Origin of the sequence: Mesorhizobium sp. AA22 (genome assembly GCF_001672375.2) — a bacterium.
GTDB lineage: Bacteria > Pseudomonadota > Alphaproteobacteria > Rhizobiales > Rhizobiaceae > Mesorhizobium > Mesorhizobium wenxiniae.
Window position 1 is genome coordinate 6,450,317 of the sequence record NZ_CP048406.1, and the last position, 17,810, is coordinate 6,468,126.

12 protein-coding genes and 8 pseudogenes are annotated in these 17,810 nt (G+C 60.7%); 10 read left to right on the forward strand and 10 right to left on the reverse strand.

Annotated elements, in window-relative coordinates; translation table 11 throughout:
* The first annotated feature begins 31 nt into the window (after window positions 1–31).
* From A9K68_RS30480 to A9K68_RS30490, 3 genes are all read left to right on the forward strand, one after another.
* Window positions 32–952: a LysR family transcriptional regulator gene (locus A9K68_RS30480; RefSeq protein ID WP_065011719.1), complete on the forward strand. Its 921-nt coding sequence runs from the start codon at window positions 32–34 to the stop codon at window positions 950–952.
* Window positions 953–1,105: 153 nt separating this feature from the next.
* A complete protein-coding gene (locus A9K68_RS30485; RefSeq protein WP_065011720.1) occupies window positions 1,106–2,311 on the forward strand; it encodes a pyridoxal phosphate-dependent aminotransferase in 1,206 nt (401 codons plus the stop codon).
* A complete protein-coding gene (locus A9K68_RS30490) occupies window positions 2,308–3,180 on the forward strand; it encodes a phosphonopyruvate hydrolase (protein ID WP_065011721.1) in 873 nt (290 codons plus the stop codon). The genes A9K68_RS30485 and A9K68_RS30490 overlap by 4 nt, the downstream gene beginning before the upstream one ends.
* Window positions 3,181–3,493: 313 nt before the next feature.
* On the opposite strand, the gene A9K68_RS30495 is transcribed toward A9K68_RS30490, so the two are convergent.
* Window positions 3,494–4,894 (reverse strand): ISKra4 family transposase, encoded by a 1,401-nt coding sequence (locus tag A9K68_RS30495; protein WP_095780379.1) that lies wholly within the window; start codon window positions 4,892–4,894, stop codon window positions 3,494–3,496.
* Window positions 4,895–5,106: 212 nt separating this feature from the next.
* Here A9K68_RS30495 and A9K68_RS30500 point away from each other — a divergent pair, with 212 nt between their 5' ends.
* On the forward strand, window positions 5,107–5,355 hold the full coding sequence (locus A9K68_RS30500; protein ID WP_065008802.1) for a tyrosine-type recombinase/integrase: 249 nt from the start codon (window positions 5,107–5,109) through the stop codon (window positions 5,353–5,355).
* Here A9K68_RS30500 and A9K68_RS32200 read toward each other — a convergent pair.
* Window positions 5,336–5,533 carry a hypothetical protein gene (locus tag A9K68_RS32200; RefSeq protein WP_246811269.1) on the reverse strand — a complete coding sequence of 66 codons (198 nt, stop codon included), beginning with the start codon at window positions 5,531–5,533 and terminating at the stop codon, window positions 5,336–5,338. The genes A9K68_RS30500 and A9K68_RS32200 overlap by 20 nt on opposite strands.
* A 115-nt stretch (window positions 5,534–5,648) precedes the next feature.
* A pseudogene (locus tag A9K68_RS32600) lies at window positions 5,649–5,758 on the reverse strand (hypothetical protein); the annotation flags it as partial.
* A 47-nt stretch (window positions 5,759–5,805) separates the two neighbouring features.
* Between A9K68_RS32600 and A9K68_RS30510 the strand changes: the two are divergent.
* Complete coding sequence (locus tag A9K68_RS30510) at window positions 5,806–7,434, forward strand: ISL3 family transposase (RefSeq protein WP_245430195.1); 1,629 nt, start codon at window positions 5,806–5,808, stop codon at window positions 7,432–7,434.
* An 86-nt stretch (window positions 7,435–7,520) separates the two neighbouring features.
* Here A9K68_RS30510 and A9K68_RS30515 read toward each other — a convergent pair whose 3' ends face one another.
* Complete coding sequence (locus A9K68_RS30515; protein ID WP_065007357.1) at window positions 7,521–8,225, reverse strand: nitroreductase; 705 nt, start codon at window positions 8,223–8,225, stop codon at window positions 7,521–7,523.
* Between the two features lie 1,112 nt (window positions 8,226–9,337).
* Here A9K68_RS30515 and A9K68_RS30520 point away from each other — a divergent pair.
* Window positions 9,338–9,849 (forward strand): annotated as a pseudogene (locus tag A9K68_RS30520) (transposase); the annotation flags it as partial.
* A 76-nt stretch (window positions 9,850–9,925) separates the two neighbouring features.
* Here A9K68_RS30520 and A9K68_RS30525 read toward each other — a convergent pair.
* Window positions 9,926–10,351: pseudogene (locus tag A9K68_RS30525) on the reverse strand (DDE-type integrase/transposase/recombinase); the annotation flags it as partial.
* Window positions 10,352–10,433: 82 nt separating this feature from the next.
* Window positions 10,434–11,126 (reverse strand): annotated as a pseudogene (locus A9K68_RS30530) (IS6 family transposase); the annotation flags it as partial.
* Between the two features lie 40 nt (window positions 11,127–11,166).
* Here A9K68_RS30530 and A9K68_RS30535 point away from each other — a divergent pair.
* The gene (locus tag A9K68_RS30535) at window positions 11,167–11,385 is read left to right on the forward strand and encodes an endonuclease (RefSeq protein ID WP_065011813.1); all 219 of its coding nucleotides are present in this window, start codon (window positions 11,167–11,169) and stop codon (window positions 11,383–11,385) included.
* Between the two features lie 80 nt (window positions 11,386–11,465).
* On the opposite strand, the pseudogene A9K68_RS32205 reads toward A9K68_RS30535, so the two are convergent.
* The 3 genes and pseudogenes from A9K68_RS32205 to A9K68_RS30550 form a co-directional block, all read right to left on the reverse strand.
* Window positions 11,466–11,669, reverse strand: a pseudogene (locus A9K68_RS32205) (ABC transporter ATP-binding protein); the annotation flags it as partial.
* Between the two features lie 153 nt (window positions 11,670–11,822).
* Complete coding sequence (locus A9K68_RS30545) at window positions 11,823–12,668, reverse strand: DMT family transporter (RefSeq protein WP_065011815.1); 846 nt, start codon at window positions 12,666–12,668, stop codon at window positions 11,823–11,825.
* Between the two features lie 310 nt (window positions 12,669–12,978).
* Window positions 12,979–13,733 (reverse strand): annotated as a pseudogene (locus tag A9K68_RS30550) (methylase); the annotation flags it as partial.
* Window positions 13,734–13,862: 129 nt separating this feature from the next.
* Here A9K68_RS30550 and A9K68_RS30555 point away from each other — a divergent pair.
* Window positions 13,863–14,489: a DUF6088 family protein gene (locus A9K68_RS30555; protein WP_176478107.1), complete on the forward strand. Its 627-nt coding sequence runs from the start codon at window positions 13,863–13,865 to the stop codon at window positions 14,487–14,489.
* A 213-nt stretch (window positions 14,490–14,702) separates the two neighbouring features.
* Here the strand turns inward: A9K68_RS30555 and A9K68_RS30560 are convergent, their stop codons facing one another.
* The gene (locus A9K68_RS30560) at window positions 14,703–16,160 is read right to left on the reverse strand and encodes an ISKra4 family transposase (RefSeq protein WP_065011820.1); all 1,458 of its coding nucleotides are present in this window, start codon (window positions 16,158–16,160) and stop codon (window positions 14,703–14,705) included.
* A 423-nt stretch (window positions 16,161–16,583) separates the two neighbouring features.
* On the opposite strand from A9K68_RS30560, the pseudogene A9K68_RS32395 reads away from it, so the two are divergent.
* Both A9K68_RS32395 and A9K68_RS30570 read left to right on the forward strand, forming a co-directional pair.
* Window positions 16,584–17,285, forward strand: a pseudogene (locus A9K68_RS32395) (tyrosine-type recombinase/integrase).
* Between the two features lie 45 nt (window positions 17,286–17,330).
* Window positions 17,331–17,679 (forward strand): annotated as a pseudogene (locus A9K68_RS30570) (OB-fold nucleic acid binding domain-containing protein); the annotation flags it as partial.
* Between the last annotated feature and the right edge of the window lie 131 nt (window positions 17,680–17,810).

Below are 17,810 nucleotides of genomic sequence, written 5' to 3' on the forward strand. Positions count from 1 at the left end.
GGATGGGCTTTACAACATGGAGTGACTAAAAATGGGATCGGAGGTCGGCGATGTGCCACTGAACGCAATCAGGGCGTTCGCCATGATCGCGCGAGAAAGGAGCGTGACCAAGGCAGCCGAGGCGCTCGGCACCACACAGAGTTCGGTCAGCAGGTATCTCGCGGTCCTGGAAGATTATCTCGGCGCCGGGCTGATCAAACGACAGGGCAGATACACCGAGCTGACCGATTTCGGACGGCTCTTCGCCAATTCCGTAGCCGAACCTCTCGACCATATCTCATTCACGGCGCGAAGAATGCGCCGACGAGAGCGGCGCCAGATCAATCGGATCGTCGTCAATTCGTCCCTGCCAACTTTCGCCTATACGTTCCTGATCCCGAATCTCCAGGAATTCTCCACCGAGATGGGTGGTGCTGTCATCGACGTGATGAGTTCCCTGTCGCTGCCATCTTCGACAGATGGTTTTGATGTTCTGATTACGCGTGACCTCGCTCTCGTCGAACCATCGGACCACTGGGAAGTTTATCGTGAACATCTTGTCTGCGTCGGCGCTCCCAGTCACATAGCTGGAAAAGGCATGGCAATCGCCAGGTCCTTGCCGATCCTCACGATTACCTCTCGCCCCGACATCCTGCCTGCCTGGCTGAAGGCCCATGATTTGACTTCTGACGACATCAAGCCGGGGGCGCGATACGATCACCACTATATGGCGCTGCCCGCCGTCATCACTGGCAAGTGCCTGCTTGTCGCGCCTGAGATCGTGGTAGGCGACCTAGTGCGTAACGGTTTGCTCAAGGTCGTTCCAAATTCGCGCACACCAAGTGGAATGCAGTATCGAGCATATGCTGTGGACCGGAGCAATAACCCGGAACTTGCGCGTGCTTTCTGTCGTTGGCTGGTGCGCCTTTGCCGCAAGGAGCCTTTGATCGCGGAATCCAGCCGGATCGAATAATGCGACTGTTGCATCGATAGATTCGATACATGGATTTGCCCAATCCGCATTTTCGCAGGCCACATGGACATATTGCCCATGTGTCGTGCCATGGCCCTGTGGCGCCGGTCAGGATCACGTCCGCCATGTAGGCCCCCACTTCTGGAGTTGTCCATGTCACTCGTTTCAAGCCGCCTCAAATCCATTCGTCCATCCGAAACGAAGGCGATGACGGCTCAAGCGGCCGCGCTCAAGGCGCAAGGCCATCAGGTCATTACCCTCAGTCAGGGCGAGCCCGACTTCGACACGCCCCTCAATATCGTTGAAGCCGGTATCCAGGCAATCCGTGATGGTCGAACCCGATACACGGCGGTGGCCGGAGTGGCACCGCTAAGAGAAGCAATTCGAGACAAACTGGCGCGGGAAAATGGCCTCAACTATTCGATCGACCAGATCACGGTCGGCTGCGGGGCCAAACAGGTCGTCTTCAACGCGCTCTTTGCCAGTCTGGAGCCGGGCGAGGAGGTCATCATCCCCGCTCCCTGCTGGGTCTCTTACCCCGATATGGTGCGCCTCGCCGGTGGCGACCCCATGATCGTCAACTGCCCGGAAGCACACGGCTTCAAGCTGACGCCGGAGGGGCTTGAGAAGGCGATCACCTCCCGCACCAAATGGCTGATGCTGAATTCGCCCAGCAATCCCACGGGCGCCGTCTACAGCGAAACCGAGCTTGCCGCACTGGCCGACGTTCTGAGGCGGCATCCGCACGTCTACATCCTGTCAGACGATATCTACGAGAAATTAGTCTACGGAGCAGCGCGGTTCGCGACAATGGCGAGCGCTGCCCCCGATCTTTTCAACCGCACCGTCACGATCAATGGTGTATCGAAAACCAATGCGATGACGGGTTGGCGCGTCGGCTATGGCGCCGGGCCCATCGAGCTTATCAAGGCCATCAATGTCATTCAGGGGCAAACCACGTCGCACACCAGCTCGATCTCCCAATATGCGGCTATCGAAGCGATTGCCGGTGACCAAGGGTACGTTCCTGAGTTCGAGAAGCGCCGCAACCTGGTCGTTGAAAGGCTCAATGCCGCGCCGGGATTGAGCTGGACCGTCCCTGACGGAGCCTTCTACCTATTCGCCAACTGCGCCGGTGTCCTCGGCCAGAAGACGGAAGCGGGCAGAGTGATTGCGACCGATACCGACTTCGCCATGTATCTGCTCGAAGAAGCGGGTGTCGCGGTCGTTCCGGGCTCAGGCTTCCTAGCCTCCCCGTACATCCGCATTTCCTACTCCTCCTCGATCAGCGAGCTTACCACAGCGTGCGACCGCATCACCGCGGCTTGCACCAAACTTTCTCAGGACAAAGCAGCATGAGCCAGGGCACGCTTCTCAAGAACACCATTTCGAAGAACGGCCTCGCTCATGTGATGGCCGCACATAGTCCGTTGTCGGCCCGTCTTGTCGAGGAAGCCGGGTTCGACGGCATTTGGGCGTCCGGCTTTGAGCTGTCGGCTTTGTATGGCCTCCCCGATGTCAGCCTCGTCTCGATGAGAGAGCACCTCGAGATGGTGCGCGCAATGGCGGAGCAGTCGTCGCTGCCGATCATCGCCGATATCGATACAGGGTTCGGAAATGCGATCAACGTGATTCATGCGGTGAAGCAATACGAACATGCAGGCGCAGCAGCAGTTGTTATCGAGGACAAGACCTTTCCCAAAATGACGAGCCTGTTGGCTGATGGCCGGCAGGAACTGCTTCGGGTCGAGGAATTCCAGGGCAAGATCCGCGCAGCGATCGCGACACGCTCCGATCCGAACTTCCTGATCATTGCGCGAACAGAGGCTTTGATCGCCGGTCTCGGCGAGAACGAGGCCCTCGATCGAGCCGCCGCGTATGAAGCTGCTGGCGCCGACCTCATCGTCGTCCACTCCAAGCAGAAGACGCCGGATGAGGTGGAGAGCTTTGTCCGAGCCTGGAATGGCAAAGGCGGCATCGTAGTCATTCCGACCGCCTATCCCCAAATGAACGAGGCCCGGATCAAGGATTTGGGAAAAATCTCGGTCGTCATCTATGGCAACCATGCGGTCCGCGCTTCGGTGACGGCCATGAAGGATGTATTCGCGCGGATCCTTAAGGATCGCGGCATTCACAACGTCGACAAGGACATCATTTCAGTCGAGGAAATTTTCCGTCTCCAGAAGATGGACCAGGTGAAGGCCAATGAAAAGGAGTTCCTTGCGTGAAGGAAGCCTGCTGGTCCGCTCATGATGCGGTCGATTTCATGCCACCGCCCAGGCATCCGCTGACCCTCGCAGGGAATCGTCGGTTGAGGCGAGGCGTCTCTCACCTGCGCTTGCCTGTATGTGGTGCCTGGTCCCTTCGTGTCGGCGATGGGGTCTCGTCATTGCAACTCAGCGAATTCAACGGTGGAGGGGTCTCGGTGACGCTTCGATCAGCATTCACATTGAATGGTGGTGAAGCAGCGCTAGGAGCCCGTCCAGTTAGCTGCGGCGTCGTGCTGTATCATGAAGGGGAGCATGAGGATTTGTGGGGCAGTCAAGCGGCGCGGACCATTTCGCCGTTCTCGTGATTGTCGTTCGCCATGCCGGGATACCATTGCCGGAAGGTCGAGCGCAGAGAGCCATCGAGGGTCTGCGTGCGGGTTTGCAGCAGAAGATGTGCGCCGATCCTGCTCCACTGCATCTGCTGTTTCTTGGCGAACCGCTTGGAGATGACGGCGTTGACGGTGGCCTCGACGAAGGCCGAGGAGATGCGTTCTCCGGACCGGTAGCGCTCGCCATAATTGATCAGGCTGGCACTGTTGGAGGCGATGTAGGCCTGGAACTCGCCGATGGCGGTCAGGAGCTTGCGCATGTTCGGATAGCCTGTTTCGAGACCTTCCGCGTCGAATTGCAGCCCGGCGATCTCGTCACGGGCACGATAGACGTTACCATGCCAGAGATGCCATTTGATCCTGCGCAGGGTTTCAAGCAGGTCCTGTCCGGCCTGCTCGTCGTGGTTTTCGAGCCCTTGCGCGAACTGGCGAAGGACCGTGATGCGCATGGTGATATGGAACCAGTCGAGAACATGCTCGCTTGCCGGTGCGATCATTTCGGCGAGCGAGCGGACTTCTTCCCCACCGTCGGTGATGAAGGTGATATCCTGATTGGCCTGGACGCCCTGCTTCTTAAGATGGTCGAGAATGCGCCGTTGCGGCTTGCGATCATAGCCATGGACGAAACCGATGTAGCGCGGAGCGCCGTCTTCAGGCAGCGAGCGGCCTACGATCAGCTCGAAATTCTTCTTCCGGTCGTTGCGGTCGCGGATGTAGCCGCCATCCAGGCCGATGACGATGCGGCCATCGGGGATAGGCAGGTTCATCCAGTCGCGCGGGCAGGCATCCTGCATGAAGGATACCCGCTCTTCCGTCAACTCCCGCTCCATGCGGCGAGCGGTGCGCAGCGCATGCTGCCGGACCGTTGTGGCGTTGGCGCCGCAATCGATCGGCAGCACGTCGGCCAGCAACTCGGCCGCGGCCGCATAGGGCACGAGTGAGGCCCACCGGGTTTCCAGATAGAGGCGTTCGGGCGCGATGTGGTCTGGGATCAATGTCCGCAACGGGGAGACAGTTGTAGGGCTGTTCGTGCCGTCCGTCCGTGGCAGGAAATAGCGCGGGCTTTTCAGGCGCACGTCGCCGAACAGGGTATGGAAGGTGACGGGATAGCTTCCCTTGCTGCGCAGGCGACGCCCATCCAGCTCGCGGTTTTCGCTCAGCCAAAGTTCCACCTGCGTCTCCACCATCGCCTGCTGTAATTTCGCAAGAAGGCTTTTCGCCTCCGACAACGACAGACCGAGATCCTCGGCCCCTTTCGTCACCTTCACCAGATCGGCGACCGTCTCGGTCGCGATGGTTTCGCCATCGTCGTCTATCATCTGCAATATCAGCCGCGCCCGCATGTCGTCTTCCCGCATCGGAGTTTTCCAGAATGACCGGAGTGGAGATTGGGCCCGTGACGCCCGTTTTTCCTCTGCGGCCTGCCGGAAACGCTGATAGAGACCATCAGTTAGCAATCCGAAAATCGTCCGGCAAACCGACATGACCTCGACAAAGCGGGCAGCAAACGCCGGCGGAACGACCGGGCTGTGCTCCAGACGCTGCTCGAACCGGGTTGCGGGACTCCGAGTTCACGCGCCTGCGCGTCGAGAATGTCAGCCTTGCCGAGCGCGTCGTCATCGCCGTGCGCGGCAAGGGATCGAAACGCCCGGAAATTCCGATCCGTCGGGAACTGGCGCAGATGCTCAGGCTTCATATCGGCACCCGCCGCGCGGGCCCGCTCTTTCAGAGCCGTGAGTGGGGTGCCGGCACACTCGCCGGTGGTGATGCCGCCCTCTGGCCCGTCACATCTGCTGGTGCATGAGGATCAGATGTTCGCTCTGCCGCAGGCGATCATTCACTCTCCGCCGCTCGAACGACTGGCCTAGCAGGGTAGCTCGGCCTCTGATCCGAAAAAGCAATTCCTGCAATTCCCCGGCGCGGTCCGGATCATCAAGGACCGCAAGGGACCGGGTGTCGCCGATTTCCGTGATGAATTCCAATGCTGTGGCGAGATCCTCATCGAGGTCAGGCCCGAGCGCTTGGTCCCTCTGCCACATCCAGGCTTCCGGTCCCCCACAATCCTCGGGCGGGCAGTTGCCGTCACCGCCCGTACACGCCGGATAGTGAGCGCCGGGTTTGACAGGCCGGCGCTCCTCTAGCCGGACCTCGTGCTCCCAAGGGATGTTGAGGTCTGTCGCATTGCAGTTAATTAGGTTCTTCCTCACTTTGTGTGGTTCACCCGTCGTTAGCGAGGTTGTCGCTATGGGCGGACATGCGAACGAAATCGAAATGGTCGCCCGGCCCAGGGGTCAAGATACTGGGTATCGCGCTCGCCGGTGATGACGGTTGGGTTGTTTCCGCTGCTGGATCCGCGGTCGGCATCTGCCCCGATTGTGGACGGCGAAGCCGAAGTAGGCATGGCTGGTCACGCCGCAGCCTCCAGGATCTGCCGGTCCAGGGGCAGTCGGTGACAGTGAAACTCCTGCTGAGCCGCTGGCGATGTGCACATGGGGAATGCGCACGACGAACGTTCACCGATCGACTGCCGACGGTAGCTGATCCATACGCGCGTCGGACGAGAAGGGTCGTTGAGATTGTCGGCCTGCTTGGCCACAGCGCTGGCGGTCGTCCTGGCGAGCGCTTGATGCAACGGCTCGGCATGCCGGTCAGCGACGACACTATCCTGCGGCAGTTGAAGCGGGATGCCGCGAGTGCTCAACGCAATTCCGACATACGAGTGGTCGGTATCGATGACTGGAGTTGGCGGCGGGCGACGAGCTACGGAACCATCATGGTCGACCTCGAACGCCGCTCGGTCGTCGACATACTGGACGACCGCAGCGTCGAGAGTGCCGCCAAGTGGCTTCGGAGTCATCCTTCGATCGAGATCGTCAGCCGGGACCGCTGTGGCCTGTATGCGCAGGCCACCCGTGAAGGCGCACCGAAGGCCCGGCAGATCGCCGATCGGTTTCACCTGGTCCAGAACCTTCGCTCGGCCATCGAAGAACAGATGAGCCTTTCCGGGCGCGCCACCAGCAGAGCCATTCTTTCGGAGGATGCAATTGTTGACGCCGCGACACATCGCCGGCGCGCCCGTCTCGCACATAGGCAATCTCGCCAGGAGATATTCGACATGCTCCATGCCTTGCGCCAGGAAGGACTGTCCTACAGCGAGATCGCCCGACGGACCGGCTATGAGCGTCGCAGCGTAACGAAGTGGCTCAAGCTCGAGGCTCCGCCAGACAGGCGACGAGCGGCACTGAACTCCACATCGCCTTGGTATTTCGAAGCCTTCCTCACCCAATGCTGGAAGGATGGGAACCGCTGCGGCCGACACCTGTTTCATGACGTCAAGCAGCGCGGCTACACCGGCAGTTTCACCAATCTGGAGCGGCTTCTCGGTGCCTGGCGGCGGGCCGAAAGAGAGCAGGCTGTTGTTGATGTGCCGCCCGCCACGTTGAAGTCGGAGCCGGTTCGAGATCCGGACACCGGAAATGCAATCTCGCCAGTGGTTGCCGCAGCGCTGTGCATCAAGCCGCGAGGCCTGCTAACGGACCAGCAGGCAAGGAAGGTCGATGCCCTGAAGCAGGAATCTGACGCTTTCGCCGAGATGCGGTATCTGGCGATGCGCTTCAACGGCATCCTTCGCAGCAAGAGATCGGCACCACTGGATGCATGGATCGACGATGCGCTCGACTCCGAACTCATTCCGATCATGCGGTTCGCCCGTGTCTTGCGCAGAGACATCGATGCCGTGAACAACGCCATCGAGCTGCCTTGGAGCAACGGACAGGCCGAAGGCCAGATCAATCGCCTCAAGACCCTCAAACGTGCAATGTACGGTCGGGCAGGTCCGGAATTGCTGAAGGCACGAATGCTGCCACGGCTTCACACAAAGTGAGGAAGAACCCAATTAAGTGCCAAGCGACATCGGCTACGAAGTGCAGTAGACCGAGACGGCGCGTCGCCGCCTCAACTGGCGTCACCTTACCTGGCGAACGTCACCCACTCTTCCAGCGGCGCGCGGTCGGTGCGGAACGCGTTTTCGGGCTTGGATGTGTCCTCACGGCCAAGCGCCATGCCACAGACGACGATCTCCGCGTCGGGAATGTTGAGCACCGGCCTGATCTGCTTGTGATAGGGTGCAAAGGCCGCCTGCGGGCAGGTGTGCAGACCCCTGCCCCGCGCCGCCACCATGATGTTCTGCAGGAACATGCCGTAATCGATCCACGAGCCCTTGTTGAGCCGCCGGTCAACGGTGAAGATCATGCCGACCGGTGCGTCGAAGAAGACGAAGTTGCGGTCGTGCTGCGCGCGCATCCTGTCGACCTCACGCCGGCCGATGCCGAGCACGCTGTAGAGGGCGAAGCCGTTGGCTCGCCGCCGGGTCAGATAGGGCTCGAAGAACTGGTCGGGATAGTAGCGATACTCGTCCCACTCGGCCTTTTCGGCGCGGACGCCGGAGTTGAGGATGGCGTCGGTGATCCGCTGCTTGACCTCGCCCTTGGTGACGTAGACTCGCCAGGGCTGCATGTTGGTGCCCGAAGGTGCACGCGCGGCAACAGAGAGAATGGCGCGGATCGTCTCGTCATCGACCATGTCGGGCAGGAAGGCCCGCACCGAACGGCGCGACGTGATCGCCTCGTCGACGATCGCCGCATCATCTGTAACTGTAGTCCTGTTTTCCAGCATGGGCCGTCCTTAGCGCATGACCCCGGAAACCGGAAATCGGTTTCCGGAAAGCATCATGCGCAGTCTAGAAATGCTAGAGCGTCCTTTGCGCGTCCAATTGGACGCGCGGCGCTCTAGCGTGGGTCTCAACCGGACGCCCCTCAACTCGCCGTTCGTAGCCACGGCCGCGCATAGCGCAGAAATCCCCGAGAATGGTCCAGTCAGGTTCAGGCGCCACCGTGTTCATGCGGACGCCCCGCCGCATGTATAGGTCGAAGCTCGCACTCGCCGACCAAACAATCAGCGCCTGGAAATACTGGTAGCAGGTTTCCTGTGGCACTGGATGGGCGGCGAGCCAAGTGAGTCCATCCGCAAAGCTCTGAGTGTCGGCGAGCTCCTTATGCAGATCAACGCGCTTGGGCCATTCGGTGTCCGAGAGGGAGGCGAAATTCACGATCGAAGCGCCCTTGGGCATACGGCAAAGAAGTTCATATGAGAGATGGCGTGTCCCGAGATAATTCACGCGTGCAACAATATCGCGGTCCAGTATGCGGGGGACGCCGGCGGCATTCACAAGACCGTCGATGCGTTCCGGGAATTTGGTAAGCGCTGGGCGCACTCTGGTCGATCTGAATGAAGCCGTCCAGCGTGACAGCGGGATCACCTCGAGCGAGCCGATGACGCGCGCGCCTTCGCACCGGGCAAGACGGGCGACTTCGCTGCCGACTCCGGAGAGACACCGGTTATGACGATGATTTTACCTGTAAGTTTCAACGGCTTCTCCAATTTAATGGCTGAGGGACGGCACTCTCGTGCAGACGACCTTCCAAACGAGTTGGCCTGATGAGGCGCGCGGCGTCCTTGACCGGAGCCGCCGCCGCTCAATTGAACTTCTCAATGACCGCCAGAGACCGCGCCCGCGCGTGCCGTTGCCCGACTTAAGCGTTGGTCCCACCTCGCGATCGAAAGATCGATGCGCCGTTAGGCGCTGTCCTTATGCAGCATCGGGCAAGATTGATAAAATCGATTGTTTGTATGAATCTTATCGGCGCTGTGGATACAGGACGCCGCTCTGATTTGGTCTTTTGAGGCTGCCGCTGAGCCCTTCGGCGCCGTTGCCGACGTACGGATTTGCCCGCATCGGCTTCTTCAAGCCGGCGCATGTGAAGTGACTTCTGGCGTTTGCCGTTCGCGCGCTGATCATCGCCCGCAAGAAGCTGGTCGGGCAAGGCGTCATGCAAACCAGATCCGCGGTGTTGTCGTGGGTGTTTCAGTCCCGCTTAATCAAACAGGAGCTGCAGGCCGGCGAGGGAATAGCCGGGCTATCCGCCGCCGTGCAGAGCCTCATTGCAGCGCGTGCCGCGATGCACTCGGCCGTCGGCAATCGATGGCAACATCAAGAACGTCGCGAAACGTTCCACGGCATGCCGCCGGCTAATGATAGTCCCAGGCGTCGACAACCTGACCGCGCTCGCGTTCTCCGCGGTGGTGGACGCTTTAGGCGCTCCCGCGATCTGGGCGCCTATCTTGGCCTGGTGCCACGCCGCTTCCAGTCGGGCGAGGTCGACTACATGACAGAATGTCGAAATGCAGCGCCGGCGGGTGCGTAACCCTGCTCTATGCGGCGGGCGATGTCATGCTGACATGCTTATCGAGACGCATTGAAGCGGTGATGTCACGTTGTCTGCATATAAACGCGTTGAGACCTGCGGCCGCTGATGTCAGCTGACCACGGTCACGGCTTTCCATTCCGCCATGGCCTGCAGCCGGTCAACATGTGTGGCGAGAGCGGAGCGTTTTGAGTAGGGCGGGACGAAGAGATTGCGCAGAGCCGAGAAGATCGAAACGAAGCGTTGCAGTGCTCCTGGTGATCGGAAGCCTTGCGTGGTCCGCTCCCGTTTTCGCAGCGGCACATGTGCATTCTCCGCCCGGTTATTCAATCCCTTGTGCGACCGGTGCTCGACGTGCGGCATCACCTGTCGCCTGGCTGCTCCATAGGAGCGCAGCTTATCGGTGATCATGCGCTTCGGCGCGATGCCTTGCTTCTTCAACAGCCGTGTCAGCAAGCGCTTGGCCGCCTTGGTATTGCGGCGGTTCTGGACGATCTCGTCGAGCACATAGCCGTCCTGGTCGATGGCCTGCCACAACCTGTTCATGCCATCGGGTCTATGCGGTTCTGTCGCAAATCGTGCTTTTGGTCACAACGGGACGCTTTCGCGCCGATGATCATGCTGCAAGGATTTCGAACCGCTCGGCGATCGAGGGACGTGGATTATGGCGAACCTCGCCTGCCGTTACGCATCATGTGAACCATCTCGATGCCGGAAAGGACGGCATCGGCACTCGCCATCGACTTGAAGCCGAGCATCGACCGAGTGCGGCGCTTGGTGCGCCGATGGTCCTGCTCGATCCGATTGTTGAGGTACTTGCTCTTGCGGATGCGGATCGGCTTCAGCGCTGGTCGCGATCGATTCCGCAGACGGTGTTCGGCGTCGCAGGAAATGATCGCCTCATGATTGGTCGGGCTGCCGTCGATGACGATGCGATCCGGTCTGCCGTGGCGCTCCAGGGCCTTCCGGAAGAAGCGCTTGGCTGCCGGCAGGTCGCGGTGTTCGCTGAAGAAGAACTCGACCGTGTCGCCGACGCCGTCGACGGCACGATAGAGATACATCCGTTGGCCGCGTATCTTGATGTATGTCTCGTCCATGTGCCACTTGCCGGTGACGGCGCGCTTGCGCCCGTTGAAGCGCTCCAGAAGCTGGGGCGAGAAGTGGACGACCCAGCGGTGCACAATCGAATGGTCGACGTTCAGGCCGCGTTCGGCCATCATCTCCTCCGGACGCGCAGGCTGAGATTGTAGGCCAGATACCAGCGCACGCACAGCAAGATCACTGATCGGTCAAAATGACGGCCTTTGAACATAGCAAGCGAGCTCCCCGAAAAAGAGAGGCCTTCGTGCCAGATGTGGGTTGCCATTCCGTTTGCGACAGAACCATATGCCGGCTATGTCGGCAGGCGCTATGCCGGACAGCGGCTGAAAACGCTTTTGGCCTGGCATGAACAATATGCCCCTGACGAGTGGGAAAAACATCGCAATGCGGCGATCTACGTCCTTCAAGGTAATCGCAATCCCCTGATCGATTTCCCCCAATGGGCCCCGCGCCTGCAGCTTGAAGGCTGACGAGATCGGTCGTGTCGGGAGGCACGCGCCTGGGCAGTGGCTGGGACAAGGCGCCAGGCTGGAACCGCCATAACCGCAATGGCGATGTTCGCCGCGATCCACACAAGGACAGGAAGCGCAAGCGGCCAGGAAAGCGTGGCATGCAGGACGAGCGAACCTATAAACTGCAACAGGAAATATGGTACGCTGTGAAAGGCGACGACGATCTGCTGCTGCACGGCGGAGGCGACTTGCGAAATGCGCGACGCCACCTGGCCGGCGAAGAGATCGTGGAAGACGGCTACCGCATAGCCCTCTGATTCTCTCTAGGTATACTCTCGGCGATATCCGCGGGGGGTGACGGAGAGCGGACATGCCGCTCCTGCTGACCAACGCAGCAAGGCGTCAAGAGCGAGCTTCCGTCCCTCATGCCGACTCGATCGAACTCGGAACAGCGATCACTTGGATATCTTAAGCATCGCGGTCCCGATCAACGTAATGCCGATGGAGGCCAACCGCGCCAGGTCGAGGCGCTCCTTAAGGAAGAAGACACCAAACAGCACAGCGAACACCATGCTTGATTCCCGGACTGCGGATACCAAAGCCAAAGGCGCTTGTGTCATTGCCCAAGTGACAATCCAATATGCCAACAGAGAAATCATGCCCCCGAGCACTCCGACCTTCCAGCATTTCTGCAGCGAGACCCGAACCTGCCCCCTTCGCAGATACAACGCCACCAAGGTTATCGGAATACCGTTGAAGAGGTGAGACCAGAAAGTGTAGCTTTCTGCGCTTTCGGCAACACGGGCGCCTAAACCATCTACGATCGTATATCCGGCGATAAATACGCCCGTGCCCACCGCATACAGCATTGCTTTTGGTTCCCGGAAGCCTCCCGCGCCACGCGTCAGGGTTAGGCTCATGATACCCAGAGCGATAACAACAACCGAAAAGCCAGCCTGCATGGTCAGTGTTTCACCCACGATCGCGACGGAGATGAACGCTACGACCAGCGGTGAGCAACCCCGAGAAATGGGGTAAACGTGGCTCAGATCTCCATAACGATATGCATTGATCAGAAACACGCAGTAGGCAGTATTAAGCACACATGAAGCCCAAATATATGGCCAGCTTTCTGGCGTCGGGAACGCCACAAATGGGACAACCACCATACCGACGGCAACCTGGCTCATCATCATGACTGCTATCATGACGAGCCTGTCGGCATTCACCTTGACCAAGGCGTTCCATGCCGCATGCAAAACAGCCGCGCCAAACACCATCGCAAACACTCCCGTCGTCATATCAAACTCCGTGTTTGGTAGTGTCCACCCTGGTGTCCATCTCGGCTCGTCTCGGTTTTAGCAACTAACTCCTGCGACGTAGCGGGTTGTAGGAGGTTTGCGACAAAGCCTTATTCGACCTGGATTGCCGGCCATGACGACGCGGATCGCCACCGCAAGGTCGGCGATCAGGGCGGCAACGCCGGCGGTCTCCGTTTTGGTTGGCCATCGAGCATGGACGACAAGTCCGCCGCCGACGCCAAAGGCAGAGGCTTTCGAGCAGATTTCTCGACATGCTGCAAGGACGGCAATGGTCGAACGTTGCCGTTTAAGCCGAGAGTCGGTCGCGCATCGTGTCGATGAAGCCGGACAATTCGTTGCGGTTGACGCCCATTACGCGGACGCGACGAAGCTGAAGATCCTCGGAGAGATCGAGAACCGTCCTGCCTTCCATCAAAGCGGCGAAGGCATCGCCCGGCGCGAGTGTTGACGATCCGGCCGCCGTTGCACCGGCGACTCAGGCTGGCGAGACACGGCGGCCGATGATGCGCTCGCCTTCATCGGTCTGAAGACGATAGACCCGTGTCGATTCGTTCGGCAGCCGCTTCCAGATCGGGAGCAACAGGCCGGCGACGACATGGATGGTGCTGTCGACGAACTCCGGCACTTCAGCCACCTCAGCTTCCCAGGCACGGGCGAAAATGTCCGGATCGGCCTTCACCCAATGGATTTCGTCCGTCATCTTCACGGGGATGTTGTGGTTCTCCATCGGTCGGATCAAGCGGACACGCCGTTCGACCTCACCATCGTCGAGAATGGCTCGTGGTCGGAACCTGCACAGCGGCGCCGCCGGACCGCTCGTTGATCAACAGGATGGCGCGGCGATCGGAAAGGTAATCAAGAGCAGCGTCGAGCGTGACCGGCCGGTTGCGTTCGCGCTGCGTGATCGTCAACACCCTAGTCTCGGCGCCGATGCCGGGATGGACATGAATGGTGCGCCGGTCGGCGACGACAAAACTCTCGGCTGTGAGGGTTTCGAGCCCCCATGTCGTACGTTCCGGATGCGATCGCGCCCTCGATCGATGCTCCGGATAGTCCAGAGCGGGAGCTGTCCGAAAATTGTAGCGTATTTCGGACTCATCCGTTGCATTTGTCCGAATTTGTAGCATATTTCGGACATGCCTAGTTGAGCCCGATACCGATCTTCGCTCGCGCCTGCTGGCCCGCATCGAGTCCAAACCCGACGAGGTCTGGACCCCCGGCGACTTCGCCGATCTCGGCGCGCGCGCCGCCGTGGACAAAACCCTGCAGCGCCTGGCAGCCGCGGGGGAGCTGCGCCGGATCGACCGAGGCCTCTATGACCGGCCGCGCACGAACAACCTGACTGGCCGCGCCACCGTGCCGGACTATCGCGCTGTGATCCGCGCTGTCACGCGCCGCGATCGGGCGCGCGCCGTCATTGATGGCATGACGGCCGCCAACGACCTCGGCCTGACGACCGCCGTCCCCGCCCGAATAGAAGTGCTGGTCGATGCGCGGTTGAAGCCAATCAAGCTCGGCACGCAGGAAATCCACTTCAAATACGCTGCCCCTAGCCGCCTCTATTGGGCGGATCGGCCGGGGATGCGGGTCGTCCAGGCCTTGCACTGGATGCAGGACATGCTGACCCAGAAGGGCGAACGGAAGCGTATCCAGGCGACGTTGCGCCGCCTGCTTGCCGACCCCAAGCACGGCGAGGCCATTCGCGAGGATCTGCGCGCCGGTCTCTCCGCTGTGCCGATCTGGATGCAGGAGTTCCTCCGCGAAATCCTGAGGGCGGACCCGCACGAGGCGAAGCCATGAGTACCGATGCTTACCGCCAGGTCATCGCGGCATCCCCACGTGACCGGCTCGCCTGTTCCTCGCCACGGCCAATCGGATCGGAGCTCCGGTGGGCAATGTCGAAAAGGATTTCTGGGTCTGCTGGACCCTCAATTCGCTCTTCCACGAACGGCCTGCGGGGGAGCCACGGCTGCTTTTCAAGGGCGGGACGTGAGACCGGTAATTTCTCTGGGGTCAGGCAGCATGCAAAAGAGGCGGTTTCGGCTTGAATCTTGGAGGCACGTTCGGTTCAGGTTGTCGGACCGGTGACCGCAGCTGGTTGCGAAGTTCGCCATTGATCTCCGCCGTGCGGACCTGCATGAGCATGTGAGCGCCATGAAGGGACCACCGCATTTGCTGCTTCTTGACCATCCGCTTGCCGACCAGTGAATTCACCGCCGACTCGGCGAGAGTGGTGGCGACGCGAAGCCCGGCCCGGTAGCGCTTTCCATAATTGACCATCGCGCCGCGGTTCGAACGGACATAGGTCAAGAGCTGCGCTCCGAGGCTGCGAAGCCGCGCGATCGAGAACTCTCCGTCCGCCTGCGGCTGCTTCAGTCTGGCGAGAAGCTTCTCCAGATCGCGGATCGCGCGATCGACCCGCCCATGCCACAGACGCCATTTCACCGCCCTGATGTCCCTGTCGATGGTTGGAAGCGCTTCAAAGGGGCCGGACTGGGATCGCACGATGTGATCGGCGATCTGCTGCATGGGCTGGATCTTCATGGCGAGGTGGAACCAGTCGATGATGTGGGCTGTCGGCTTAGGCATGGCGCGGGGCAGACGCTTCAGAATTTCGGCCCCGTCCGAGATCACGGTGACGTCGCCGAAGCCACAATACCCTTCTTGCTGAAGCGCGTGGAGCGCTCGATCCCGGATTGCGGTCTGATCGGTGCTGCCGGAGACGAAATAGCGGCCACCGGGTTCGCCCCGTCCCCCGCGACCGCATCTGGCCACGACGAGCTCGAAATTTCGCGCTGAATCGGGATCGGCGCTTCGAACATGAGCCGTATCGATGCTGATGACGAACTCTTTGCGTCGGTCGCCTGGAAGCTGCATCTCGAACTGGCGTCGTTCGTCCATTTGAGATCTTGCGTGCCGCGTTTCCTGCGCGATCTGCTCGTCGAGCCGCTCGCCGATCCTGATTGTGCGCTTGCGTACGGTCGCATGTGTCTCCGTCGGTTCGATGGGCAGGAAATCGGCCAGCACCTTTGCCGGCTGTCGATACGGCATCATGCTCCCCAACCGCGCCGTCAGTTCCATCAGCTCGGGTGTCGCTCGATCGGGACAGATTTCCTTCAGCGGCGCGAGGGCTCCGACCATGCCCGGGTAGCACTCCCGGCACAGCATCCAGCGCGGATTGCGGACCTCAACGGTGCCAAAGACGGTTCGGATCCGGCGCGTCGTATAGTCCTTGACCGGCCGGAACGTGTGGCAGTCGGGGCAGACCCGGCGAAACAGGGAATAGGTCTCCGCCTCATGGTTCACGACCGCACTCTGTAGCGCCGCCATGATCTTCTTTCCCGCGTCGATCGACAGGCCAATGTCGCCGTCGAACAGCCGCTCCCAACTCTTGTCGATGCGGACCTCCTTCCGGCAGATGTCGCCAAATTCGTTCCTGCCCTCGATCGTGATCGTCCATTCCACCGCCATCGCTTGTCTCCGAACAAAACGATGTTGATGGGCTGCTCGGGCCTAACAACCCGTATTCGACACCCAGAGAAATTACCGGTCTCCGGGACGTGGCTGAGATCATTCCGCGAAGCGGGAAGCAACTGCTTCGTTAAGCACATTGCGCAACGAACATAGGAAGATCTCACCTGCGAAACTCATCCTGCGGCGATCTTTGCATCGACTGCGTAGACGACCCTGTACCCGGCATACGAACGAACGAGCATGGACAGAAAGGACGACTGCCTTGCACTCACCCCCTTGACGGCCGAGCGATTAGACGACCCGCTGCGCGGGATGGGCGCGCGCGGTGAGGTAGAGGTCACGATCCAGTTGCCGCGCCCGAATTGAGCGTCGTTAGGCGGGGGCAGAGCATCACAGGCTTCTTCAACAAGGAGCCTGACCATGCCCCATCCTGTTCTCGATCCACCGATCAGTCCGCTGCGCCAACGGTTGATTGACGACATGACCATGCGCCGGTTCAGCCAGGAGACGCAGCGCAATTACGTCCGCGATGTCGGGCGGTTCGCAAGCTTCCTTGGCCGATCGCCGGACACGGCGACAGCGGATGACTTGCGCCGGTTGCAGGTCGGGCAGCAGGATGGCGGCGTTCCCGTGCCGACCATGAACAGCATCGTGTCGGCCCCGCGCTTCTTCTTCACCCACACGCTCGACCGCCCGGACCTGACGCGCAAGAGCGTGGCAAGGGCGAGCGGTATCGCAATGCCATGCTGTCGGTGGATCTACTCACTCTTCTGCCCCAGTGGTGGATTGTCGGGCGGCAGCAGGGCGTGATGCACCGCGATGGTTGGCTGTTCCCGGGACAGCACCCGATGAAGCCGATCAGCACGCGGCAGCTCCATCGCATTGTCGTCGAGGCGGCGCAGGCCGCGGACATCGCCAAGCGTGTTGGGCCGCACACGCTGCGTCACAGCTTCGCCACCCACCTTCTGGAAGACGGCACCGAAATCCGGGGCATCCAGGTCCTACTTGGGCACGCCAAGCTCGACAACACCGCCTTCTACACCAAGGTCGCGACCCGCACGGTGCGCACCGTCACGAGCCCGCGGGCTGTTCAAGGAGGCAGAGATCTCGCCCGACGGCTGAGCAGTGCGCGCCTCGATCGAGGTCGCCGACATCTTCCGCGCCGATCAGCGGTCGGGAAGCGCCACGGGTGTGATGTTCATCACGCTCGAGGACGAGACCGGGATTGCCAATCTCGTCATCTGGCCAAAGGTGTTCGAAGCCAATTGCCGAACCATTCTTCGGCCAGCATGATCGCGGTGCGCGGGCGCATCCAGTGCGAGGGCGACGTCGATCATCTCGTCGCGCGGCACCTGAAGGACCTCTCGGCCGAGCTGGCGAGCGTCGTACAACGCGACACGCCATTCCGCTGTCGCATGGCCGCGGCGACGAATTCCACCCCGGTTCGCCGACGCCCGACCCGCGCGGCATGCCGCCGAACTGTTTCGCGGCCGCAACATCAGCGAAATCAAGGTGAAGCCGCGGGTTTTCCACTGACGAACCGCTCGGGTTGTATAGGTTCGCCAACCATCACGGATGCCCTACCGACGCTGGAAGCGAAGCCCTATGTGTTGATCGTGATATACTGTTGCTCGGCAGACAGTTGGT

Coding starts and splice junctions, on each gene's coding strand:
- A9K68_RS30480 (WP_065011719.1), top strand. CDS start 32: ATGGGATCGGAGGTCGGCGATGTGCCACTGAACGCAATCAGGGCGTTC.
- A9K68_RS30485 (WP_065011720.1), top strand. CDS start 1,106: ATGTCACTCGTTTCAAGCCGCCTCAAATCCATTCGTCCATCCGAAACG.
- A9K68_RS30490 (WP_065011721.1), top strand. CDS start 2,308: ATGAGCCAGGGCACGCTTCTCAAGAACACCATTTCGAAGAACGGCCTC.
- A9K68_RS30495 (WP_095780379.1), bottom strand. CDS start 4,894: ATGCGGGCGCGGCTGATATTGCAGATGATAGACGACGATGGCGAAACC.
- A9K68_RS30510 (WP_245430195.1), top strand. CDS start 5,806: ATGCGAACGAAATCGAAATGGTCGCCCGGCCCAGGGGTCAAGATACTG.
- A9K68_RS30515 (WP_065007357.1), bottom strand. CDS start 8,225: ATGCTGGAAAACAGGACTACAGTTACAGATGATGCGGCGATCGTCGAC.
- A9K68_RS30535 (WP_065011813.1), top strand. CDS start 11,167: ATGTGGGTTGCCATTCCGTTTGCGACAGAACCATATGCCGGCTATGTC.
- A9K68_RS30545 (WP_065011815.1), bottom strand. CDS start 12,668: ATGACGACGGGAGTGTTTGCGATGGTGTTTGGCGCGGCTGTTTTGCAT.
- A9K68_RS30560 (WP_065011820.1), bottom strand. CDS start 16,160: ATGGCGGTGGAATGGACGATCACGATCGAGGGCAGGAACGAATTTGGC.